This is a genomic window from Klebsiella sp. MBT K-1, from assembly GCF_002556465.1.
GTDB classification, from domain to species: Bacteria; Pseudomonadota; Gammaproteobacteria; order Enterobacterales; family Enterobacteriaceae; genus Klebsiella; species Klebsiella grimontii.
Genome location: NZ_PDEL01000008.1, coordinates 1 through 21,888, shown reverse-complemented (window position 1 = coordinate 21,888; position 21,888 = coordinate 1). Strand labels below are relative to the sequence as shown.

Here is a 21,888-nt window from a genome sequence, read left to right as displayed (position 1 = left end):
GGCGCAGGCGCCTTACCCGGGCTACCGGCCCGCAGACGACGGTGGACCCGTAGCCCGGACAGGCGCGTCAAGCGCCGCCTCCGGGAAAAAATACCTCCCCGCACTCCCGCCCCCTCGCCCTTCGGGGAGAGGGAATTAACTCACCTTCTCTTCGCTCGCGACCGCGACCTGCTCGCCGCGACGATAGCCTGCGCCCGGATGTGGCGCAGCCAGCCGCGCGCCAGCGCCAAACAGCTTCTCACGCAGGGTTCCTTCGCGATACTCCTGCTTAAACACGCCGCGCTTTTGCAGCTCCGGGACCAGCAAATCCACCACGTCGCGGAAGGTTTCGTGGGTCACCGCATAGGCGAGGTTAAAGCCATCGACGTCGGTCTCCTCGACCCAGGACTGCAGCTCATCGGCGACCGTTTGCGGGCTGCCGACCACCAGCGGGCCGAAGCCGCCGATTCCCGCCCAGTCCGCCAGCTTCTGCACGGTCCACTGGCTATTCGGATCGGCGGTGGAAAACGCCTCCACCATCGACTGAATCGCGTTGGTATGCAGATACTCCAGCACCTGATCCGGCTGATACTGACCAAGGTCGATGCCGGTCCAGCCGGAGAGCAGCGCCAGCGCCCCTTCGTAGCTAACGTACGGTTTATACTCCTGCCACTTCGCCTGGGCTTCACGGTCGGTTTCGCCGACGATGACCGTCTGCATATTGAAGATCAGGATGCTACGCGGATCGCGCCCGGCCTCCTCGGCGCGACGACGAATATCCGCCACCGTCTTTTTCAGCAGTACTTTCGACGGCGCGCCGACAAACACGCACTCGGCGTGGCCGGCGGCGAACTGCTTGCCGCGGCTGGAGGCGCCCGCCTGATAGAGCACCGGCGTACGCTGCGGCGATGGCTCGCAGAGGTGGATCCCCGGCACCGAAAAGAAGTTGCCCTGATGGTTAATCGGATGAATTTTTCGCGGATCGCTGAAGATCTTACGTTCCCTGTCGCGCAGCACCGCGCCATCCTCCCAACTCCCTTCCAGCAATTTATAAACCACCTCCAGATACTCATCGGCGTAGTCGTAGCGGGCGTCGTGGTCGGTCTGCGCTTTCTGGCCAATATTACGCGCCCCGCTCTCCAGATAGGAGGTCACGATATTCCAGCCCACTCGCCCCTTTGTCAGATGGTCGAGCGTCGACAGGCGGCGAGCGAACGGATAGGGATGTTCAAAGGAGAGCGAAGCGGTCAGGCCGAATCCGAGATGCTCCGTCACCAGCGCCATCGGCGTGATCAGCGCCAGCGGATCGTTGACCGGCACCTGCGCCGCCTGGCGGAGCGCCGCATCGCCGTTGCCGTTCAGCACGTCATAGACGCCCAGCACGTCGGCGATAAACAGCCCGTCAAACTTGCCGCGCTCCAGCAGACGCGCCAGGTCGACCCAATACTCAAGGTCTTTATACTGCCAGGAGCGGTCGCGCGGATGGGCCCACAGCCCCGGCGACTGATGGCCGACGCAGTTCATATCAAAAGCGTTCAGACGAATTTCACGTTGTGATGACATAGCGCTCTCCACGGCGCACCCCGCTGTCGGGACGCGCGCATAATCATTAAGGGAATCAGGGGATAAAAGGCGTTCAGAACGCCGGACATCGGGCGGATTGTTTAATGCCCAGCGCCAGCAATGCTTCGGCGGCTACGGCGGCGGCATGGTCGGCCACCTGCGGTAGCCCCATCAGTTCACCGAAACGGGCCCGCGCGGCGGGTCCGGAGACCAGCAGATTGGGCGCGGCCCGCCCTTCCCGGCCAATCGCCCGCGAGCGGCGATCGACGTCCAGTCCGAGACCAAACGCGTCGGCGCGAATCAGCCCCTCCTGGCTCAGCTGGCGCAGCAGCGGCTGGCTGTCGGTGAGGGCCCCGTGCGCCGGGCCGGTGGTTAAAATAAAATGGTCAACGCTCACCCACTGCGCTTCACCGCCCCGGGGCGAGAGGGTTAGCGTCAATTTTTGCGCGTCGTCTGCCAGCGCCGTCAGCCTGGCCGCCAGCACCCGCAGGCTGCCGTCGCGCTGGCGCTGCTCAAGAATCCCGGCGACCTGGGGAGCGATACGATAGCGGTGAACGTCCCAGTAGCTGCGTAAATGACGCAGGAAGCGCTGACGATCGGCCACCGACAGCGCCTGCCAGATCTCCTGCCCCTGATTACGTACCGCGTCCAGCACCACCTGCCAGGCCTGCCCCCGCTCCGCGGCGCGGTCGATATCCCGGCGGATTTGCCGCAGCCGCTGGCGCAGCGATCCGTGGGCATACTCGCCTTCCCAGGGGTCAGCGCTGCCGCTCAGGTTGCTGCGGGAGAGGAGCCCGCGGCGTGAAAATGCCGTTATCGGCCCCCGATGTCCCAGCCGCGTCAGCGTCGCGATGGTATCCGCCATCGTCAGGCCGGTGCCCATGACCGCGACGCTCGCCTGCGGCGCGATAGCGTCCAGCACGCCCGTTCGCCAGGGGTTAGCGATGAGCGCCGGATGGGTCGCGAACGGCGTCGCCAGCGACGGCAGCGAGGGCGGCGGATGGCTGATGGCCAGCACCAGCAGATCGGCCGGCAGCCGATGACCGCCATCGGTGATAATCTCGCCATCTTTAAACCTTAGCGCCTGCTCGCGCAGATGCGTCAGCCGCCCGCCGCTGGCGCTCGCCTCCTCGGCGAAACGCTGGGCGACGTAGCGGCCAAACTGGCCGCGCTGCGGATAGACAGCGCCGTCTTCCAGCAGAGCCTGCGGATCATCAGCAAAAGCAGGCTGGCTGCGGTACCAGCGGTCGAACGCGCCCTCCTCTTCCCCGGCAAGCTGCATCCGCGCCGCGGGAACGTTAATCCGATGGCTCGGTTCGGTCGTGGAGTAGGCCACGCCCGCGCCGGGCACCTCGCGCGGCTCCAGCAGCGTGACCCGCACGCCAGCCGGCGCCAGGCGCAGGAGATGAATAGCCACCGCCGCGCCGCTAAATCCGCCGCCGACGATCGCCACGTGCGGTTCAGTTTGCATAGCCCACCGCCTTCAGAAACCGCAGTAACATACGCGCCTCCTCAGCTTGCGCTGACCTGTTTCACCGGACGCTTATCGCCGCCGATAGTTTCGCCGAACGGGCCGGTATTGACGCTACGCGCCTTCGGCTGATCGTGGCCTGCCAGCGGCAATAGCGGCATGACCAGGTCAGCGAAACGATGGGCTTCTTCCAGATGCGGGTAGCCGGAGAAGATAAAATTGGTGATACCGAGCGCCTGATATTCACGAATGCGCTCTGCCACCTGCTGCGGATTGCCGACCAGCGCCGTTCCCGCCCCGCCGCGCACCAGCCCTACGCCCGCCCACAGGTTCGGCGCAATGCGCAGATTGTCGCGCGATCCTTTATGCAGCGAGCTCATGCGCGCCTGGCCGGTGGAGTCCATACGGGCAAAAATTTTCTGCGCCTGGGCGATGGTCTCGTCATCAAGGTGAGAAATCAGCCGATCGGCGGCGGCCCACGCCTCCTCTTCGGTTTCGCGAACAATCACATGCAGACGAATCCCGTACTGCAACGTGCGGCCCCGGGCGGCGGCGCGCTCGCGCACTACAGCCAGCTTTTCGGCCACCAGCGCCGGCGGCTCTCCCCAGGTCAGATAGGTATCGATTTGATCGGCGGCAACGTCGATGGCTTCCTCAGAGGAGCCGCCAAAAAACAGCGGCGGACCGTTTTCCTGTACCGGCGGAAACAGCACTTCCGCGCCTTCCACGTGGATATGCTCGCCGTGATAGTCCACCTTTTCGCCTTTCAGCAGGCGCGAGTAGACGTCGAGAAATTCGCGGGTGACCTGATAGCGTTCGCCGTGGCTGAGGAAAATACCGTCGCCTTTGTTTTCCACCGGATCGCCGCCGGTGACGACGTTAATCAGCAGCCGACCGCCCGACAGACGGTCGAGCGTCGTCGCCATCCTCGCCGCCAGCGTCGGCGGCTGCAGGCCCGGACGAACGGCCACCAGATAGCGCAGGCGACGGGTCAGCGGTGCCAGCGCCGAGGCCACCAGCCAGGAGTCCTCGCAGCTTTTTCCCGTCGGGATCAGCACACCGTAGTAGCCCAGGCTGTCGGCCGCCAGCGCCACCTGCTGCAGGTAAGGCAAATCAACCGGTCGCCCGCCCTCCGCGGTGCCCAGGTAGCGGCCATCGCCGTGGGTGGGCAGAAACCAGAACACGTTGATTTTATCGTCGGCTTTTTGCGTCATTATCGATTTCCTATATAACCATATCCGATATTTATCGAAGAGTTGTTTTAATTTGGTTATATGAGTGTTAGCGATAATCGTGCCAATGGTGAACGAAAAATTAACAAAACAAAATCAATCAGTTAGATAAAACAGAACCGTATACCGCTGTTGCAAATGCAGCAGACAGTGCGTCCGGGCTGCGGCTTTTGCAACAGCGCGACGGGCTAGCCCTCTGGTTTCCAACCCCGGCACAGGATAAGTTCAGGGCATTAAAAGTCGGAGGTCAACCATGCTGAATCCTGAATTTCCATCCTCAACGCCCACGCTGATCGACCCGGCGTCAAAAGCGTTTCAGAGCCTGCTGGATAAACTGGCCCCCACCGAGGCGACCGTGCTGATCGTCGGCGAAACCGGCACCGGTAAAGAGGTTGTCGCCCGCTATCTGCATCACCATAGCCCGCGCCGCCACCGGCCGTTCCTGGCCGTCAACTGCGGCGCGCTCAGCGAGAGCCTGGCGGAAGCGGAGCTGTTCGGCCATGAAAAAGGGGCGTTTACCGGCGCGGTACAAAGCCATCCCGGCTGGTTCGAGGCGGCGGAAGGCGGCACGCTGCTGCTCGATGAAATCGGCGAGCTTAGCCTGGCGCTCCAGGTGAAACTGCTGCGCGTCCTGCAGGAGCGCGAAATCACCCGCGTCGGCTCACGCAAGGCCGTTAAGGTCGATGTGCGGGTAATCGCCGCCACCCACGTGGATCTGATGCAGGCCATCCGCGAGCGTCGTTTCCGCGAAGACCTCTACTACCGGCTGAATATCGCCATCGTGCCGCTGCCGCCGCTGCGCCAGCGTCGCCAGGATATTCCGGTGCTGGCGGACCATTTTCTCTCGCTCTACGCCCGCCGTCTGGGTCGTCCGATTCGCCGTCTGGCCCCGGAGACGCTGGCAAGGCTGATGGAGTACCCCTGGCCGGGCAATATTCGCGAGCTGGAGAACACTCTGCATAACGCGGTATTGCTGAGTAAAGAAGAGGAGATCGGCCCCGCCCAGCTGCGGCTGACGACGCTGAACAACGAGCCCTCGGCAGTTGGCGATAATGAACTCGACGATTTTATTCGTCGTCAGCTTTCCCTGCCGGGCGAACCGCTGTGGGAAAGGGTCACCGGGGCGTTGATACGCGGCGCGATGGCCCACAGTGACGATAATCAAAGCCAGGCCGCAGCGCTGCTCGGTATCAGCCGCCACGCGCTGCGCACGCAGTTGGCAAATTTGGGCATCATCAAAAGCCGCCGCCGTCAGGAGCCCCTCTACAGCGCGGCGGTCAAAAAGGTCCCTCGTGACCGGGAACTGCGCATCGGCTTCCAGCGCTTTGGCAATCTTGGCATCCTGAAAGCGCGGCAAAGTCTTGAGCAAGCCTTTGCCAGCCGCGGCGTCAGCGTACTGTGGAGCGAGTTCCCCGCCGGGCCGCAGCTGCTGCACGCGCTGGCCTGCGATGAAATCGATTTTGGCACCACCGGCGAAGCGCCGCCGGTTTTCGCGCAGGCCACTAACAGCGAGCTGGTCTACGTCGCCTGGGAACCGCCCGCGCCGCAAAGCGTGGCGATGGTCGTCCCGCAGCACAGCGATATTCGCACCCTTAGCGACCTGCGCGGCAAGCGTATCGCGCTGAATAAAGGCTCTAACGTGCACTGGCTGCTGCTACATATCCTGGAAGAGGCCGGGCTGGCGTTAAACGACGTCAAAGTGGTCTACATTCCGCCGAAGTACCCGCTGACCGCCAGCGATTACCTGGCGGTGGACGCCTGGATGATGTGGGATCCGCTGCTCAGCGACGCGGAATATAGCGGTGAACTACGGGTTGTCGCCAGCGGCGAGGGGCGCGTCAATAACCACCAGTTCTACCTGTCGCGCCGCGACTACGCCAGCCGCAATAGCGATATTATGCAGCGCCTGCTGGCCGAACTGACGCAAACCGGACAGTTTATCGACCAGCATCGGCAGGAAGCCGTCGGACTGCTCTCCGCCGAGCTGGGGCTTAACGCCGCTTCTCTGGCCCGAGCCCTGGCGCGCCGCAGCCATCGCCCGCGGCCGATGGATCTCAACGTGATTCGCGCCCAGCAAAGTATCGCCGATCGTTTTTACGCGCTGGGCCTTATCCACAAACCGGTATCGGTGCGCGAGGCGGTCTGGTACGGCGAGGCCACTCATAGCGATCCCCGCCCGCTGATGCACGTTGGTTAGCCGGAAACTGCGAGGCATCTTCCTGATTTCCCTGGCGCCAATAGCCTCATCCGCGCGGTGGTGTTACCCTAAAAGACGTTGAGAATAAGGGGGATCCGTGGCCGTTCATTTGCTAATCGTCGACGCACTTAATCTGATTCGCCGCATCCATGCGGTGCAGGGGTCACCCTGCGTCGATACCTGCCTGCATGCGCTCGAACAGCTGGTGGTTCATAGCCAGCCGACCCACGTGGTGGCGGTATTTGATGATGAAGACCGCGGCCACGGCTGGCGGCATCAGCGCCTGCCCGATTATAAAGCCGGGCGCGCGCCGATGCCGGAGACCCTCGAAGCGGAAATGCCGGCGCTGCGGGCGGCGTTTGAGCAGCGCGGGTTTCGCTGCTGGGCGCTCAGCGGCAGCGAAGCTGACGATCTCGCCGCGACCCTGGCGGTCAAAGTGGCGCAGGCCGGCCATCAGGCAACCATCGTTTCAACCGACAAAGGCTACTGCCAGCTGCTGTCGCCGACGATTCGCATCCGCGACTATTTCCAGAAGCGCTGGCTCGACGCGCCGTTTATCGCCAAAGAGTTCGGCGTGACGCCGGAACAGCTGCCTGACTACTGGGGGCTGGCGGGCATCAGCAGCTCAAAGGTTCCCGGCGTGGCGGGGATTGGCCCAAAAAGCGCCGCCCAGCTGTTAACCGATTTTCAGGATCTGGAAGGAATCTACGCGCGGCTGGCGGACGTGCCGGATAAGTGGCGCAAGAAGCTGGAAGAACAGCAAGAGATGGCCTTCACCTGCCGGGAAATCGCGCGCCTGCAAACCGATTTACAGCTGGACGGCAATCTGCAGCAGCTGCGGCTGGCCCGGTAGCGTTGGGTCCAGAGAGCGCACGGCTTCCCGGAGGCGATGCTGCGCATCTGTCCGGGCTACCGCTCCGTAGACGGCGGTGAGCTCGTAGTCCGGGCTACCGGATCGCAGCCGGCGGTAAACCCGTAGCCCGGGCAAGGCGCGTCAAGCGCCGCCCCCGGGAGCCGAGCGCAGAGTCGCTGAATTTCCCGCAAGCCGTCGGCAGAAACCTTCGCTTACGGCATCACTCTTCGATACGTAATCCGTAGGTTTTGAATTTCTCCAGCACAACAGCGATGGCCTCGTCATCAAGAACCGGCACCGGATCGATAATCGCCAGCGTGCTGAGATAGAGCTGCGCCAGCACCTCGACTTCATGCGCCAGCCACAGGGCTTTCTCCAGGTTCTCTTCACAGGCGATTAGGCCATGGTGCTGCAGCAGCGTCGCTTTGCGGTTTTTTAGCGCCACGGCCACATGCTCAGACAGCTCGCGGGTACCAAACGTGGCGTAGGGCGCGCAGGGGATAGAGTTGCCCCCCGCCGCCGCAATCATATAGTGAATGGCGGGAATGGGACGGTTGAGAATCGACACCGCCGTGCAGTGAACCGCGTGATTATGCACCACCGCGTGAGCGTCAGGGCGGGTCTGATAGGCCGCCAGATGAAAACGCCACTCGCTGGACGGCAGTTTGCCCTGCTCATGCTGACCTTCGGCATCAATATACACAATGTGCGCCTCCGTCAGCTTCTCGTAAGGAATACCCGTCGGCGTGATCAGCATTCCCCCTTGATAACGCACGCTCACGTTGCCGGCGGTCCCCTGATTTAACCCCAGCCGGGTCATTTCCAGGCAGGTATCAATAATCTGCCGGGCCAGTCTATTTCGTTCCATTCTTTACCTCTCTTTATCATGCGCAATACGACAACAGACGGCTCGCCGGATAAGACGCGCGACGCTGTTGAATAACTCGAATAATTGCCCATCATCTTCATCCCGAATAATCAGAAAGGAATTTACATTCACCGGTTCTGTGATACCCCTCACTTATTTCAGGGTAAAAAAAAGCGCTCTCTCGTTTTTGCCTGATGAAAAATGCCCGTTCTTACTAATAGATTTAAAAACGGGCATTTTGCTGATAGTTTTAACAACTGACCGTTTTCCTTATTATAAATTAAATCGGGCATTCAACCTGTGGGTTTTAGAATTAACTTTCTCAAACGGTCATGTTTTTCTGATTATTAAAGTGATGATAATCACATAAAAGCACCGAGTGGATACTAAATGTGACCGCCATCATATTAAAAGGCGTTTTTAATTTGAAAATGCCTTCATGAGTTCATTCCGTGATGTTTATTTCACTGTTGACGTCGCCGCAAGAGCTCACCTGATTATTGTGGTCTGGTGGGTATAAACCGGCCGCTGAACACGCTTCTGAACCAATGAGGATGCTATGGGAAACACAACAATACAAACGCAGAGTTTTCGTGCGGTAGAGACAGGGAAAAGCAAGCGCTACATTATTCCCTTCGCCCTGCTGTGCTCGTTATTTTTTCTTTGGGCGGTCGCAAATAATCTCAACGATATTTTATTACCACAATTTCAACAAGCCTTTACGCTGACTAATTTTCAGGCCGGGCTGATTCAATCCGCCTTTTATTTCGGCTATTTCGTCATCCCTATTCCGGCCGGGATTTTGATGAAAAAGTTAAGTTATAAAGCCGGCATTATTACCGGACTGTTCTTATATGCTTTTGGCGCCGCGCTATTCTGGCCCGCCGCCGAGGTCATGAATTACACCTTATTTCTGATTGGCCTGTTTATTATTGCTGCGGGCTTAGGGTGTTTAGAAACCGCGGCAAACCCGTTTGTTACCGTTTTAGGCCCAGAAAGCGGCGGTCACTTCCGGCTTAATCTGGCACAGACCTTTAACTCCTTTGGCGCCATTATTGCAGTGGTTTTTGGGCAAAGTCTTATTTTGTCTAATGTGCCGCATCAATCGCAGGATGTGCTCGATAAAATGGCTCCGGAGCAGCTTAGCGCCTATAAGCACAGCCTGGTGCTCTCGGTGCAAACCCCCTATATGATCATCGTCGCGGTTGTCTTACTGGTCGCTCTGTTGATTATGTTAACCAAATTTCCAGCCCTGCAGAGCGACGACCATAGTGACGCCACCCAGAGTTCCTTCTCCGCTTCCCTTGCTCGCCTGGTCCGCGTTCGCCACTGGCGCTGGGCGGTGCTGGCGCAGTTCTGCTACGTCGGCGCGCAAACCGCCTGCTGGAGCTATCTGATTCGCTACGCTATTGAAGAGATCCCCGGCATGACGCCCGGTTTCGCCGCCAACTATCTGACCGGCACCATGGTGTGCTTCTTTATCGGTCGCTTCTCCGGTACCTGGCTCATCAGCCGCTTCGCGCCGCATAAAGTGCTGGCGGCCTATGCCCTGCTTTCCATGATCCTGTGCCTGATTTCCGCTTTCACCGGCGGCCACGTGGGTCTGCTGGCTCTGACGCTGTGCAGCGCTTTTATGTCCATTCAGTATCCGACCATCTTCTCGCTGGGCATCAAAAACCTGGGGCAGGACACCAAATACGGCTCCTCTTTTATCGTCATGACCATTATTGGCGGCGGGATCGTCACTCCAGTGATGGGCTTTGTCAGCGACGCCGCCGGCAACATTCCCACCGCCGAACTGGTCCCGGCGCTGTGCTTTGCCGTCATCTTCATCTTCGCCCGTTTCCGTTCGCAAACGGCAGCTAACTAAACATTTATCCGAATAACGTGAGGAATCTGTAATGAAAAAAATCAGCTTACCGAAAATTGGCATCCGCCCGGTGATCGATGGACGCCGCATGGGGGTACGCGAGTCGCTGGAAGAGCAAACCATGAATATGGCGAAAGCCACCGCCGCGCTGATCGCGGAAAAACTGCGTCACGCCTGCGGCGCGCAGATTGAGTGCGTCATCGCCGATAGCTGCATCGCGGGTATGGCGGAGTCCGCCGCCTGCGAAGAGAAATTCAGCAGCCAGAACGTCGGCGTCACCATTACCGTCACTCCGTGCTGGTGCTACGGCAGCGAAACTATCGATATGGATCCGCTGCGGCCAAAAGCCATCTGGGGCTTTAACGGCACTGAGCGCCCCGGCGCGGTTTACCTTGCGGCGGCGCTGGCGGCGCATAGCCAGAAGGGTATTCCGGCATTCTCCATTTATGGCCACGACGTACAGGACGCCGACGACACCACCATTCCGCCGGATGTCGAAGAAAAACTGCTGCGCTTTGCCCGCGCCGGCTTAGCGGTCGCCAGCATGAAGGGCAAAAGCTATCTTTCCGTCGGCGGCGTGTCGATGGGTATCGCCGGTTCTATCGTCGATCACAACTTCTTCGAGTCCTGGCTCGGCATGAAGGTGCAGGCGGTGGACATGACCGAACTGCGCCGCCGCATCGACCAGAAAATCTATGATGAAAGCGAGCTGGAAATGGCGCTGGCGTGGGCGGATAAAAACTTCCGCTACGGCGAAGACCAGAACGCGCAGCAGTATAAGCGCAACGCCGAACAGAGCCGCGCGGTGCTGAAAGAGAGCCTGCTGATGGCGATGTGCATCCGCGACATGATGCAGGGCAACAGCAAGCTGGCGGAAAAAGGGCTGGTCGAAGAGTCGCTGGGCTACAACGCCATTGCCGCGGGTTTTCAGGGCCAGCGCCACTGGACCGATCAATACCCCAACGGCGATACCGCCGAAGCGCTGCTCAATAGCTCGTTCGACTGGAATGGCGTACGCGAACCCTTTGTCGTCGCCACCGAAAACGACAGCCTCAACGGCGTGGCGATGCTGATGGGCCACCAGTTGACCGGCACCGCCCAGGTATTTGCCGACGTGCGCACCTACTGGTCGCCGGAAGCGGTAGAGCGCGTCACCGGCCAACCGCTCACCGGGCTGGCGGAGCACGGCATCATCCACCTGATCAACTCCGGTTCGGCGGCGCTCGACGGCGCCTGCAAACAGCGCGATGCTGATGGCAAGCCAACCATGAAACCGCACTGGGAAATCAGCCAGCAGGAGGCCGACGCATGCCTGGCGGCCACCGAATGGTGCCCGGCGATTCATGAATATTTCCGCGGCGGCGGCTTCTCCTCCCGCTTCCTGACCGAAGGCGGCGTGCCGTTCACCATGACCCGCGTGAATATCATCAAAGGTCTTGGCCCGGTACTGCAAATCGCCGAAGGCTGGAGCGTAGAGCTGCCGAAAGCGATGCATGACCAGCTCGATGCCCGCACCAACTCCACCTGGCCAACCACCTGGTTTGCGCCGCGTCTGACCGGTAAAGGCCCGTTCTCCGACGTCTACTCGGTGATGGCGAACTGGGGCGCTAACCACGGCGTGCTGACCATCGGGCACGTCGGCGCCGACTTTATCACCCTGGCGTCGATGCTGCGTATCCCGGTCTGCATGCATAACGTAGAAGAGGCGAAAATCTACCGCCCCTCCAGCTGGTCTGCCCACGGGATGGATAGCGAAGGCCAGGATTACCGCGCCTGCCAGAACTACGGCCCGCTGTATAAGCGTTAATACGGCTTTGCCCGGTGGCGCAGGTTTACCGGGCCTACAGAACCGTAGGCCGGATAAGCGCGGCGCCATCCGGCGACGTTTATGGAGTTAACGATGAAAAAAGACGTCATCCTGGTCCTCGACTGCGGCGCCACCAACGTGCGGGCGATTGCGGTTGACCGCCAGGGGAACATTATCGCCCGCGCCGCAACGACCAACGCCAGCGATATCGCCGTGGAGAACAGCGCCTGGCACCAGTGGTCGCTGGAGGCGATCCTGCAACGCTTCGCCGAGTGCTGCCGGCAGATTAGCGACGCACTCTCGTCCTGCACGGTTCGCGGCATCACGGTCACCACCTTCGGCGTAGACGGCGCGCTGGTGGATGAACAGGGCAAGCTGCTCTATCCGGTCATCAGTTGGAAATGTCCGCGCACCGCGGCGGTGATGGACAATATCAGCCGTTTTATGCCCGCGCAGCAGCTCCAGCAGATCTCTGGCGTCGGCGCATTTGCCTTCAACACCCTGTATAAGCTGATCTGGCTGAAAGAGAACCACCCGCAGCTGCTGGAGAAAGCCCACGCCTGGCTGTTCATCTCCTCGCTTCTCAACCAGCGTCTGACCGGGGAATTCACAACCGATATCACCATGGCGGGTACCAGCCAGATGCTGGATATCCATCAGCGGGATTTCAGCACGCAGATCCTGCAGGCGACGGGGCTGCCGCGCCGCCTGTTTCCCCGGCTCGTTGAAGCGGGCCAGCAGATCGGCACGCTGCAAAGCGATGCCGCGAAAATGCTGGGTTTAGCCGTCGGCATTCCGGTCATCTCCGCCGGACACGATACCCAGTTCGCGCTGTTTGGCGCGGGCGCGGAGCAGGATGAACCTGTGCTGTCGTCCGGCACCTGGGAAATCCTGATGGTGCGCAGCGCCCAGGTGAACACGCCGCTGCTCAGCCACTATGCGGGCTCCACCTGCGAGCTGGATAGCCAGCCGGGACGCTATAACCCGGGCATGCAGTGGCTGGCCTCCGGCGTGCTGGAATGGGTACGCCAGCTGCTGTGGACGCCTGAAACGCCGTGGCAAACGTTGATTGACGAGGCCCGTGCCCTCCCCGACGGCGCTCAGAAGGTGAAGATGCAGTGCGACCTGCTATCCAGCCCAAACGCGGGCTGGCAGGGCATCACGTTGAATACCACTCGCGGTCACTTCTACCTCGCCGCGCTGGAGGGATTAGCCGAACAGCTGGCGAACAACCTACAAACGCTGCAAAAAATCGGTCACTTTAACGCCAGCGAACTGCTGCTGGTCGGCGGCGGCAGCCGCAACGCGCTGTGGAATCAGATCAAAGCCAACAGGCTGGATATCCCGATTAAAGTACTGGATGACGCCGAAACCACCGTCGCCGGCGCCGCCATGTTTGGCTGGTATGGCGTCGGTGAATTCAGCAGCCCGGAGCAGGCCCGAGCGCAAGTGAGCTATCAGTATCGCTATTTTTACCCGCAAACCGAACCCGAACTGATTGAGGGAGTATGAGATGCTAAAAACGATTTCCCCGTTAATATCGCCGGAGCTACTGAAGGTGCTGGCGGAAATGGGGCACGGCGATGAGATTATTTTTTCCGATGCCCACTTCCCGGCGCACAGCATGGGGCCCCAGGTGATTCGCGCCGACGGCCTGCTGGTCAGCGACCTGCTGCAGGCGATTATTCCGCTGTTTGAGTTAGACAGCTACGCTCCGCCGCTGGTGATGATGGCCGCCGTGGCGGGCGACTCCCTCGACCCGCAGGTGGAAACGCGCTACCGCGAGGCGCTTTCCCGCCCCGCGCCCTGCCCGGAGATCGCCCGCATCGACCGCTTTACTTTCTACGAGCGGGCGCAAAAAGCCTTTGCGATCGTTATCACAGGTGAGCGCGCTAAGTACGGGAATATTCTTTTAAAAAAAGGAGTAACGCCGTAATCTCATGCCGGAGCGCCCGTCTGATGCGGGCGCTCAGCGAACGCCAGGGTGAGAAAAATGAAAGCGGCACGACAGCAAGCGATACTAGACCTGCTCATTAACCATAACAGCCTGACCACCGAAGCCTTATCGCTACAGCTCAACGTCAGCCGAGAAACCATCCGCCGCGATCTCAGCGAGCTCCAGTCCCAGGGGAAAGTGCTGCGTAACCACGGCCGGGCAAAAGTCATTCACCGGCAAAGCCGGGACAGCGGCGATCCTTTTCATATCCGTCTGAAAAGCCACTACGCGCACAAAGCGGATATCGCCCGCGAAGCCCTTGCGTGGATAGAAGCTGGAATGACGATCGCCCTCGACGCCAGCTCCACCTGCTGGTATCTGGCCCGCCAGCTGCCCGATATCGACCTTCACGTCTTTACCAACAGCCAGCCGATTTGCCAGGAGCTGAGCAAGCGCGAGAATATTCAGCTCACCTGCTCCGGCGGTACGCTCCAGCGAAAATATGGCTGCTACGTCAGCGCGTCGCTTATCTCGCAGCTCAAAGCGCTGGAGATCGACCTGTTCATTTTTTCCTGCGAAGGCATCGACAGCGAGGGCGCGCTCTGGGACTCAAACACGGTGAACGCCGAGTTCAAATCGCTGCTGCTTAAGCGGGCGTCGCAATCGTTATTGCTGATTGATAAGAGCAAGTTTAATCGCTCAGGAGAGGCGCGGATCGGCCATCTGGATGATGTGACGCATATTGTTTCGGACGTGTCGCAGTCATAACGGCTATTTGCAGCGCCGGATAGCGGCTTAACACCTTATCCGGCCTACAAAAGCGGGCAAACTAGCGTTCGTCGCGGCGACCGCCGACGGCAGCCCACAGGCGGCGAACGTGAACCGTTACCTCTTCGCGATCGTGATACAGCTGGCGTGCCTGGATCTGCGCGTTGATACCGTGCTCGTCGAGCTGTTCCTGGATATAGGCCAGGTTGCGCGATAGCTCTTCGTAGCGTTTTTTCATCGGCAGCTTCAGGTTAAAGATGGTTTCGCGGCACCAGCCGTTCACCAGCCACTGCGCCATCAGCGCCGCCACTTTCGCCGGCTTCTCCACCATATCGCAAACCATCCACGAGATGTTGCTGCGCGTCGGGCGATATTTGAAGCCGTCTTCACGCAGCCAGGTCACCTGCCCGGTATCCATCAGGCTTTGCGCCATTGGGCCGTTATCCACCGAGGAGACCCACATATTGCGTTTCACCAGCTGATAGGTCCAGCCGCCGGGGCAGGCGCCGAGATCCACCGCGTACATACCGTTCGCCAGGCGCTCATCCCACTCATCCGCCGGGATAAAGACGTGAAACGCCTCTTCCAGCTTGAGAGTCGAACGGCTTGGCGCATCGGACGGGAACTTGAGGCGCGGAATGCCCATATAGAATGGCGAGTTGTTGTTAGACAACGAATAGCCGGTGTAGCAGCAGCCCGGCGCGATAAAGAATACGTGGACCACCGGACGTTTTGGCGTTTCATAGTTGGTCAGCACGCCCGCCTCGCGCAGCGCCGCGCGCAGCGGTACCGTAAACTTGCGGCAGAACTTCATCAGCTCTTTGCTTTCGTTGGTATCGGCCACTTCCACGCGCAGCTCGCCGCCCTTCTCCACCACGCCCTGCAGCATACCGACGATCGGGGAAATCCGGTCTTCCGGCGGCAGGTCACGCAGCAGTTCGCCAACCACAAACATCTGGCGGGCAAACACCAGCGAGCTGAACGGCAGTTCGCGCACCAGCTTTTCGCCGTCTTCGGCCTGATAGCACTCAAAAATCACATAGCCGGAGTCGTCTTTGACTCGGGCAAAACCAAACACCTCAAGGCGCGAGGCCTTATCGGTAATTTCTGCTGCGCACTCTTTCTCAAACCCAGGGCGACAATAGAGGACAACTTTATTCATGAACAACGCCCTTACGTTTCAGACGAATTGCACCAATTAACATTAATACCCAACCGGCGAGGAAGCAGACGCCCCCGACCGGCGTAACGAACGCCCACAGGCGTAAATGCGAGAGCGCCAGACAGTAGAGGCTGCCGCTAAAAAGAACGGTACCGAGCGCCATAAAGACGCTGCTCCAGTAAAACCAGATGCTGATGCGGCGCTGCATCGCCACCGCCAGGCCAAAGATCGCCAGCGTATGGAATGCCTGATACTGCAGGCCGGTGTGGATCCAGCCCATTTCCGCAACGCCCATCGTTTTACTTAAAACGTGCGCGCCAAAAGCGCCCAAAGCCACAAAGATAAAACCGCTTATCGCGGCGAAAATCAGCATAAAACGGCTGGTCATGTGTTTACCCTACGATGATTTATTGTTCATAACGAAAGCGAAATTTTTCTTGTTCATTAGCCGCTTTTGCCAGAATCCACTGGCGGAAGGCGGCTATTTTACCCAGTTCTGCCTGACTGTCATGACAAACGAGATAAAACGCATTCTTACTGACCAGAACATCATTAAACGGACAGACCAAACGGCCTGCCTCAATCTCGGACTGCGCCATCACATTGTTGGCCAGCGCGACCCCCTGTCCATGGATTGCCGCCTGCAGCACCATTGCGCTGTGGCTAAAGATAGGTCCCTGTTGAACATTGATATGGTTTAGACCCAACTGACGGGTATAAGTTTGCCAGTCGCGGCGGGAAGCGTCGTGCAGCAGGGTATGTTGCGCCAGATCGGCAGGCGTTTTCAACGCTTTATCACCGGTGAGCAACAGCGGGGAACACACCGGGAGCAGATATTCGGCGTACAGTTTTTCCACCCGCAGCCCCGGCCAGTTGCCGCGGCCGTAAAAAATCGCCACGTCGACATCGTCGGCCAGCTTATCTTCCTGACGGTCCACGGCCTGGATTCTGACGTCGATTCCCGGATAAGCTGAGTTAAAGCTTGTGAGTCTCGGCACCAGCCACTGAATGGCAAAACTGGGGAGCATACTGACGGTTAAGGCCCCTTTTGCGCTTCGCGCCTGAAGCTTGCGGGTCGCCTCGGTGAGCTGCGAGAAAATCTCTTTAATATCCTGAAAATAGCTCTGCCCCTCCTCTGTCAAAAGAAGAGAACGATTGCGTCGACGGAACAGCTTGAGGCCGAGGAAATCCTCCAGGGACTTGATTTGGTGGCTGACTGCGGCCTGCGTCACAAAAAGCTCATCGGCGGCGCGAGTGAAGCTAAGATGACGGGCGGCAGCATCAAAAACACGTAATGCATTCAGAGGTGGCAAACGCTTGGACATAGTTATTCTGGCTTAGATGTTAAGGCAATTTAACAAACAGGAAACAATAGTTAACCTATTAGTTTTTTTTATCTGAGCTATTATAATTTGTCCGTTGAGCTTCTACCAGCAAATACCTATAGTGGCGGCACTTCCTGAGCCGGAACGAAGAGCTTTTTTTGGAATGCGTGTTCCAACAAGCTTTTGGCTTACGGTTGTGATGTTGTGTTGTTGTGTTTGCAATTGGTCCGGGTTTGCGGACCATGGTAGCGAAGCTACCCCTTTTCACTTCCTGTACATTTACCCTGTCTGTCCATAGTGATTTAATGTAGCACCGCACTGCGCGGTGCTTTTTTTTGCCTGCTAAAAACCAATTACTTATCCAGCTCTCCCAGCTGTTTTACATCAGAACGGTTGATCTGCTGCTTGTTACCCCAGGCATCTTTGTACGAAATCATGCCAGTATCATTATCCGTTTGCGGTTTGCCGTCGGTCACGATGGTGCGCCCATCGTTGGTATGCATCACGTAGTTAGAGGAGCAGGCGCTCAGGCCGAGGGTCAGCACACAGGCAGAAATAATTGCGGCAGTCTTATTCATTTTCATCTTTCTCTCCTTTCGACTATTTATACTGTTTATGATTCGTTCTGTACCAGGTTAAAACGCAAACCCAACACTATTCAGCATAACCATCTTTTACCCCCCCGAAGTCATATTCAGAAAATTCCAGTCGTTAGCACAAACCTTGTATCACCCGCCGATTTGCGCGACGATCCTGGTATCGATACGAGGAATCTCATGAACGCATTCAACCCCGTCCAATTTCGCGCCCAGTTCCCGGCGCTGGCCGACGCCGGCGTCTATCTTGATAGCGCCGCGACAACGCTCAAACCGCTGGCGGTCATTGAGGCCAGCGACCAGTTCTATCGCCTCAGCGCCGGCAACGTCCACCGCAGCCAGTTCGCCGCCGCCCGGCAGCTAACCGAACGCTATGAAAACGCGCGCGAACGCGTGGCGGCGCTGCTTAATGCCCCATCCGGCGAAGATATCGTCTGGACGCGCGGCACCACCGAAGCCATTAATATGGTGGCGCAGAGCTACGTGCGCCCGCGGCTGAAACCCGGCGATGAGATTATCGTCAGCGAAGCGGAGCATCACGCCAACCTGGTGCCGTGGTTAATGGTTGCAGAGCAAACCGGCGCGCGGGTGGTGAAGCTGCCGCTGGCGGGCAACCGTCTGCCGGACGTGGCGGCGCTTGGCGCGCTCATCACGCCGCGCAGCCGGGTGCTGGCGATTGGCCAGATGTCCAACGTCACCGGCGGCTGCCCGGACCTGGCGCTGGCGATTCGCCAGGCCCACGCTGCCGGGATGGTGGTGATGGTCGACGGCGCGCAGGGGGCGGTGCATTTCCCGGCGGACGTCCAGGCGCTGGATATCGACTTTTATGCTTTTTCCGGCCATAAGCTCTACGGGCCGACCGGCATCGGCGCGCTGTATGGCAAACGCGAACGGCTGGCGGAGATGTCGCCGTGGTTCGGCGGGGGAAAAATGATTACCGAAGTCACCTTCGACGGCTTCAAAACCCAGCCCGTCCCCTGGCGCTTCGAGGCCGGGACGCCAAATATCGCCGGGGTGATTGGCCTGAGCGCGGCGCTGGAGTGGCTGGAGGAGACGGATATCGCGCAGGCGGAAAACTGGTGCCGCGGCCTGGCCACGCTGGCGGAAGACGAGCTGGCGAAACGTCCGGGCTTTCGCTCGTTCCGCTGTCAGGATGCCAGCCTGCTGGCGTTTGATTTTGACGGCGTTCACCATAGCGATATGGTGACGCTGCTGGCGGAATCGGGTATCGCGCTGCGCGCCGGTCAGCACTGCGCTCAACCACTGCTGGCGGCGCTTGGCGTCAGCGGCACTCTGCGGGCCTCCTTCGCGCCTTATAATACGCAAGACGATGTTTACGCGCTGGTGCACGCCGTTGACCGCGCTCTGGAAATTCTGGTGGACTAATGACGACTTCTCACCCTTTTGGAACCCGCATCACCGAAGAGACTTTACGCCAGACGTTTACCCCGCTCAGCCAGTGGGAGGATAAATACCGTCAGCTGATTTTACTGGGCAAGCAGCTTCCCGCGCTGCCGGACGACCTGAAAGCGCGAGCCAAAGAGATTGCCGGGTGTGAAAACCGCGTCTGGCTGGGATATTCCGTTGATGCCGAGGGCAAGCTGCATTTCTTCGGCGATAGCGAAGGCCGTATCGTGCGCGGCATGCTGGCGGTGCTGTTGGCCGCCGTTGAAGGTAAAAGCGCCGCCGAGCTGCTGGCGCAGGATCCGCTGGCGCTGTTTGATGCGCTGGGGCTGCGCGGCCAGCTGAGCGCCTCGCGCAGTCAGGGACTCAACGCCCTGAGCGAAGCGGTGCTCGCCGCCGCCCGCGAGGTTTACGCTCTTTGAAGTAGCCCGGACAGGCGCAACGCGCCGCTTCCGGGGAAAGCGCCTGCTGCGGAAAGACATTTTTGCGATGGCGCCCGTGAACAATCCCGGAGGCGGTGCTGCGCACCTGTCCGGGCTACCGTCTTGCCGCAATGAGGGCCTACGCCGTCAGCCGCTCCGCCTTCGCCAGCATTTTCTTCAGCGCGTGGGAGACGGCGACAAAACCAAAGGTCGCGGTTACCATCGTCGCGGCGCCAAAGCCGGATGCGCAATCCATTCGCTTCGGCCCCTCAGCGGTGCTTTTCATCGCGCACACGCTGCCGTCCGCCTGCGGATAAACCAGCGCTTCGGTGGAAAACACGCAATCCACGCCGAGCTTACCTTTGCTGTTCTTCACCACCCCGAACTGGCTCTTCAAACGCTCGCGCAGCTTTGCCGCCAGCGGATCCTGGATGGTTTTCGCCAGATCGGCGACCTGAATTTGCGTCGGATCGATTTGCCCGCCCGCGCCGCCGGTGGTCACCAGCGGAACCTTATGGCGACGACAGTAAGCGATTAGCGCCGCTTTCGGGCGCACGCTGTCGATGGCGTCAATCACGTAGCTAAAGCCAACGCCAAGATACTCGGCGACGTTTTCCGGGGTGACGAAATCGTCCACCACCGTGACCCGGCACTCGGGGTTGATCAGGCGAATGCGCTCCGCCATCACCTCGGCTTTCGCCAGGCCAACGTTACCGCCAAGCGCGTGGATCTGACGGTTGGTGTTGGTCACGCAGACGTCATCCATATCGATAAGGGTAATCGCGCCAATCCCGGTTCTCGCCAGCGCTTCCGCCGCCCAGGAGCCCACGCCGCCGATGCCGACCACGCAGACGTGCGCGTCGGCAAAACATTGCAGCGCCTTTTCACCATATAAACGCGCCGTGCCGCCAAAACGCTGGCGCCAGGCATCGCTGATTACAACAGACATAAAACCTCAGAATAAGTGGATATTCCCGGGCCGCGGCGCAAGCGCCTTACCCGGGCTACCGTAGCCCCGGTAAGCGCAACGCGACCGGGGAAAAGAACGTGAATACTAGCCGCTAAAGACGTTGCCCGCGCCCGGCGCGTTTTTCAGCACCCATACGCGGCCATAGTGGTTATACCAGCCGGCACGGTGTCCGGCATCCGGACCAATGCCCTGGTAAATATCGAAGTGCTGACCTTTAATCGCGCCGCCAACGTCAAGGGCCACCATTAAACGCAGCTCGTACTGGCCGTTGAACTTACCGTTATTGTCCAGCAGCGGCACTTCCGCCAGCAGCGTGGTGCCAGCAGGAACAATGGAACGGTCGGAGGCCACCGACGCGCGGCCAATCAGCGGCACCGCGCTGGCGCCTTTCACCGGCGCGAAGGACTGCGGTTTAAAGAAGACGAACGACGGGTTCTGCTCCAGCAGTTCTCGGACTTCCGCCTCGCTGTGCTTTTCGCCCCATTCGCGGATCGCCTGCATCGACATATCTTCGCGCTTCACTTCGCCGCGGTCGATCAGCACTTTACCGATGCTGTAATAGGGCCAGCCGTTTTTCCCGGCATAGCTGAAGAAGTTCAGCGGCGAACCGTCGCCAAAGTCAATGTAGCCGCTGCCCTGCACGTCCATGATGAAGTTATCCATCAGCGAGTTGCTATAGGCCAGGATGTAGTTGTCGCTCAGAGCGCCGGCGTAGATGCTGGCGCGGGACGGCAGCTTGCCGCGCTTCGGCGGCATCCGGTAAATCGGGTACTGGAACTCGCCCTGGCGAGTATGACGCGCCTGCACCACCGGCGTGTAGTAGCCGGTAAACTGAACGTTACCGTAGTTATCCGTCCCCTGCATCTGCCAGGCGTCGATACCAAACTGGCTCAGCGTGCGGGTGTCGCCGCCGGAACGCAGCCACTCCTGAATCGCATTGTAGACGTTGCTCTGGCTGGTATAGAGACGCGGAGAGGCGCTACGAATCTGCCTCACCTGCTCGGAGAAGTCGCCGGCGTTAATCGGCGAGCCGACCGCATCAGGTTGGTTAACCAGTGAAAACGGCTGGGTGAGTTTACCTTCATTATACTGCTGACCGCGATCGGTCGGTTTTGAGGAACAGGCGGCCAGCATTGCCAGCATCGCGCCTGTTACTGCATATTTTGCCCAACGTCCTTTCATGGTATCTCTTCTTTATGCTGCTAAGCCTGGGTGCGTGATGAAGATAACAAACCGCCAGGGCTAATGAAATGCGCTTAGGCACCGCAAAGGCAGTTTTGCGCAAAAAACAAGCGGGAAGTGCTTCTGTATGCACCATTTTTTACAAAATCGACGATTTCTGTCAAAAAGGGTTGCATCAAAACGTTAGCGGAGTATAGTGCGCTTCCACGGACGCGGGGTGGAGCAGCCTGGTAGCTCGTCGGGCTCATAACCCGAAGGTCGTCAGTTCAAATCTGGCCCCCGC

General features: G+C 59.4%; 19 protein-coding genes. 9 read left to right on the top strand and 10 right to left on the bottom strand.

The features are described from left to right. Positions 1 to 135: 135 nt before the first annotated feature. The 3 genes from CMQ96_RS13305 to ssuD all read right to left on the bottom strand — a co-directional run bounded on the left by CMQ96_RS13305 (position 136) and on the right by ssuD (position 4,227). Positions 136 to 1,542: an LLM class flavin-dependent oxidoreductase gene (locus CMQ96_RS13305; protein WP_024358514.1), complete on the bottom strand. Its 1,407-nt coding sequence runs from the start codon at positions 1,540 to 1,542 to the stop codon at positions 136 to 138. A gap of 73 nt (positions 1,543 to 1,615) precedes the next feature. Beyond that, positions 1,616 to 3,013: an FAD/NAD(P)-binding protein gene (locus tag CMQ96_RS13300; protein WP_049086129.1), complete on the bottom strand. Its 1,398-nt coding sequence runs from the start codon at positions 3,011 to 3,013 to the stop codon at positions 1,616 to 1,618. A gap of 41 nt (positions 3,014 to 3,054) precedes the next feature. Then, positions 3,055 to 4,227, bottom strand: coding sequence for an FMNH2-dependent alkanesulfonate monooxygenase (gene ssuD, locus CMQ96_RS13295; RefSeq protein ID WP_004870076.1), 1,173 nt, complete (start codon positions 4,225 to 4,227; stop codon positions 3,055 to 3,057). 271 nt (positions 4,228 to 4,498) lie between these two features. Here ssuD and CMQ96_RS13290 point away from each other — a divergent pair, with 271 nt between their 5' ends. Both CMQ96_RS13290 and xni read left to right on the top strand, forming a co-directional pair. Next, positions 4,499 to 6,442, top strand: a complete 1,944-nt coding sequence (locus CMQ96_RS13290) for a sigma-54-dependent Fis family transcriptional regulator (RefSeq protein WP_098066906.1) — start codon at positions 4,499 to 4,501, stop codon at positions 6,440 to 6,442. A 97-nt stretch (positions 6,443 to 6,539) separates the two neighbouring features. Next, positions 6,540 to 7,295: a flap endonuclease Xni gene (gene xni / locus CMQ96_RS13285; RefSeq protein ID WP_098066905.1), complete on the top strand. Its 756-nt coding sequence runs from the start codon at positions 6,540 to 6,542 to the stop codon at positions 7,293 to 7,295. 220 nt (positions 7,296 to 7,515) lie between these two features. On the opposite strand, the gene fucA is transcribed toward xni, so the two are convergent. After that, positions 7,516 to 8,163, bottom strand: coding sequence for an L-fuculose-phosphate aldolase (fucA, locus tag CMQ96_RS13280; protein ID WP_004124398.1), 648 nt, complete (start codon positions 8,161 to 8,163; stop codon positions 7,516 to 7,518). Positions 8,164 to 8,722: 559 nt separating this feature from the next. On the opposite strand from fucA, the gene fucP reads away from it, so the two are divergent. From fucP to fucR, 5 genes are all read left to right on the top strand, one after another. Next, a complete protein-coding gene (fucP, locus tag CMQ96_RS13275; protein WP_004870069.1) occupies positions 8,723 to 10,033 on the top strand; it encodes an L-fucose:H+ symporter permease in 1,311 nt (436 codons plus the stop codon). Positions 10,034 to 10,064: 31 nt separating this feature from the next. Next, positions 10,065 to 11,840, top strand: a complete 1,776-nt coding sequence (gene fucI / locus CMQ96_RS13270) for an L-fucose isomerase (RefSeq protein WP_004870066.1) — start codon at positions 10,065 to 10,067, stop codon at positions 11,838 to 11,840. A gap of 93 nt (positions 11,841 to 11,933) precedes the next feature. Next, positions 11,934 to 13,352 carry an L-fuculokinase gene (fucK, locus tag CMQ96_RS13265; protein WP_064410873.1) on the top strand — a complete coding sequence of 473 codons (1,419 nt, stop codon included), beginning with the start codon at positions 11,934 to 11,936 and terminating at the stop codon, positions 13,350 to 13,352. 1 nt (position 13,353) lies between these two features. Then, positions 13,354 to 13,776: an L-fucose mutarotase gene (gene fucU, locus CMQ96_RS13260; RefSeq protein ID WP_098066904.1), complete on the top strand. Its 423-nt coding sequence runs from the start codon at positions 13,354 to 13,356 to the stop codon at positions 13,774 to 13,776. Between the two features lie 57 nt (positions 13,777 to 13,833). Further along, positions 13,834 to 14,544, top strand: a complete 711-nt coding sequence (gene fucR / locus CMQ96_RS13255) for an L-fucose operon activator (RefSeq protein ID WP_004870054.1) — start codon at positions 13,834 to 13,836, stop codon at positions 14,542 to 14,544. Between the two features lie 61 nt (positions 14,545 to 14,605). On the opposite strand, the gene rlmM is transcribed toward fucR, so the two are convergent. From rlmM to CMQ96_RS13235, 4 genes are all read right to left on the bottom strand, one after another. Beyond that, positions 14,606 to 15,706 (bottom strand): 23S rRNA (cytidine(2498)-2'-O)-methyltransferase RlmM, encoded by a 1,101-nt coding sequence (gene rlmM / locus CMQ96_RS13250; protein WP_004124420.1) that lies wholly within the window; start codon positions 15,704 to 15,706, stop codon positions 14,606 to 14,608. Next, positions 15,699 to 16,094 carry a DUF423 domain-containing protein gene (locus CMQ96_RS13245; RefSeq protein ID WP_004105073.1) on the bottom strand — a complete coding sequence of 132 codons (396 nt, stop codon included), beginning with the start codon at positions 16,092 to 16,094 and terminating at the stop codon, positions 15,699 to 15,701. Before CMQ96_RS13245 ends, rlmM begins: the two co-directional genes overlap by 8 nt. A 19-nt stretch (positions 16,095 to 16,113) precedes the next feature. Next, the gene (gcvA, locus tag CMQ96_RS13240) at positions 16,114 to 17,031 is read right to left on the bottom strand and encodes a glycine cleavage system transcriptional regulator GcvA (RefSeq protein ID WP_004114967.1); all 918 of its coding nucleotides are present in this window, start codon (positions 17,029 to 17,031) and stop codon (positions 16,114 to 16,116) included. 353 nt (positions 17,032 to 17,384) lie between these two features. Continuing rightward, on the bottom strand, positions 17,385 to 17,609 hold the full coding sequence (locus CMQ96_RS13235; RefSeq protein ID WP_004132801.1) for a YgdI/YgdR family lipoprotein: 225 nt from the start codon (positions 17,607 to 17,609) through the stop codon (positions 17,385 to 17,387). 198 nt (positions 17,610 to 17,807) lie between these two features. Here CMQ96_RS13235 and csdA point away from each other — a divergent pair, with 198 nt between their 5' ends. Together csdA and csdE are read left to right on the top strand one after the other, a co-directional pair. Then, positions 17,808 to 19,013, top strand: a complete 1,206-nt coding sequence (gene csdA / locus CMQ96_RS13230) for a cysteine desulfurase CsdA (RefSeq protein ID WP_004132800.1) — start codon at positions 17,808 to 17,810, stop codon at positions 19,011 to 19,013. Beyond that, positions 19,013 to 19,453, top strand: coding sequence for a cysteine desulfurase sulfur acceptor subunit CsdE (gene csdE, locus CMQ96_RS13225; RefSeq protein WP_004132798.1), 441 nt, complete (start codon positions 19,013 to 19,015; stop codon positions 19,451 to 19,453). The genes csdA and csdE overlap by 1 nt, the downstream gene beginning before the upstream one ends. A 139-nt stretch (positions 19,454 to 19,592) precedes the next feature. Here csdE and tcdA read toward each other — a convergent pair whose 3' ends face one another. Both tcdA and mltA read right to left on the bottom strand, forming a co-directional pair. Continuing rightward, complete coding sequence (gene tcdA, locus CMQ96_RS13220; protein ID WP_004133704.1) at positions 19,593 to 20,402, bottom strand: tRNA cyclic N6-threonylcarbamoyladenosine(37) synthase TcdA; 810 nt, start codon at positions 20,400 to 20,402, stop codon at positions 19,593 to 19,595. A 105-nt stretch (positions 20,403 to 20,507) separates the two neighbouring features. Beyond that, positions 20,508 to 21,605 (bottom strand): murein transglycosylase A, encoded by a 1,098-nt coding sequence (gene mltA / locus CMQ96_RS13215; RefSeq protein ID WP_004124438.1) that lies wholly within the window; start codon positions 21,603 to 21,605, stop codon positions 20,508 to 20,510. Positions 21,606 to 21,888 lie beyond the last annotated feature (283 nt).

Coding starts and splice junctions, on each gene's coding strand:
- CMQ96_RS13305 (WP_024358514.1), bottom strand. CDS start 1,542: ATGTCATCACAACGTGAAATTCGTCTGAACGCTTTTGATATGAACTGC.
- CMQ96_RS13300 (WP_049086129.1), bottom strand. CDS start 3,013: ATGCAAACTGAACCGCACGTGGCGATCGTCGGCGGCGGATTTAGCGGC.
- ssuD (WP_004870076.1), bottom strand. CDS start 4,227: ATGACGCAAAAAGCCGACGATAAAATCAACGTGTTCTGGTTTCTGCCC.
- CMQ96_RS13290 (WP_098066906.1), top strand. CDS start 4,499: ATGCTGAATCCTGAATTTCCATCCTCAACGCCCACGCTGATCGACCCG.
- fucA (WP_004124398.1), bottom strand. CDS start 8,163: ATGGAACGAAATAGACTGGCCCGGCAGATTATTGATACCTGCCTGGAA.
- fucP (WP_004870069.1), top strand. CDS start 8,723: ATGGGAAACACAACAATACAAACGCAGAGTTTTCGTGCGGTAGAGACA.
- fucI (WP_004870066.1), top strand. CDS start 10,065: ATGAAAAAAATCAGCTTACCGAAAATTGGCATCCGCCCGGTGATCGAT.
- fucK (WP_064410873.1), top strand. CDS start 11,934: ATGAAAAAAGACGTCATCCTGGTCCTCGACTGCGGCGCCACCAACGTG.
- fucU (WP_098066904.1), top strand. CDS start 13,354: ATGCTAAAAACGATTTCCCCGTTAATATCGCCGGAGCTACTGAAGGTG.
- fucR (WP_004870054.1), top strand. CDS start 13,834: ATGAAAGCGGCACGACAGCAAGCGATACTAGACCTGCTCATTAACCAT.
- rlmM (WP_004124420.1), bottom strand. CDS start 15,706: ATGAATAAAGTTGTCCTCTATTGTCGCCCTGGGTTTGAGAAAGAGTGC.
- CMQ96_RS13245 (WP_004105073.1), bottom strand. CDS start 16,094: ATGACCAGCCGTTTTATGCTGATTTTCGCCGCGATAAGCGGTTTTATC.
- gcvA (WP_004114967.1), bottom strand. CDS start 17,031: ATGTCCAAGCGTTTGCCACCTCTGAATGCATTACGTGTTTTTGATGCT.
- CMQ96_RS13235 (WP_004132801.1), bottom strand. CDS start 17,609: ATGAATAAGACTGCCGCAATTATTTCTGCCTGTGTGCTGACCCTCGGC.
- csdA (WP_004132800.1), top strand. CDS start 17,808: ATGAACGCATTCAACCCCGTCCAATTTCGCGCCCAGTTCCCGGCGCTG.
- csdE (WP_004132798.1), top strand. CDS start 19,013: ATGACGACTTCTCACCCTTTTGGAACCCGCATCACCGAAGAGACTTTA.
- tcdA (WP_004133704.1), bottom strand. CDS start 20,402: ATGTCTGTTGTAATCAGCGATGCCTGGCGCCAGCGTTTTGGCGGCACG.
- mltA (WP_004124438.1), bottom strand. CDS start 21,605: ATGAAAGGACGTTGGGCAAAATATGCAGTAACAGGCGCGATGCTGGCA.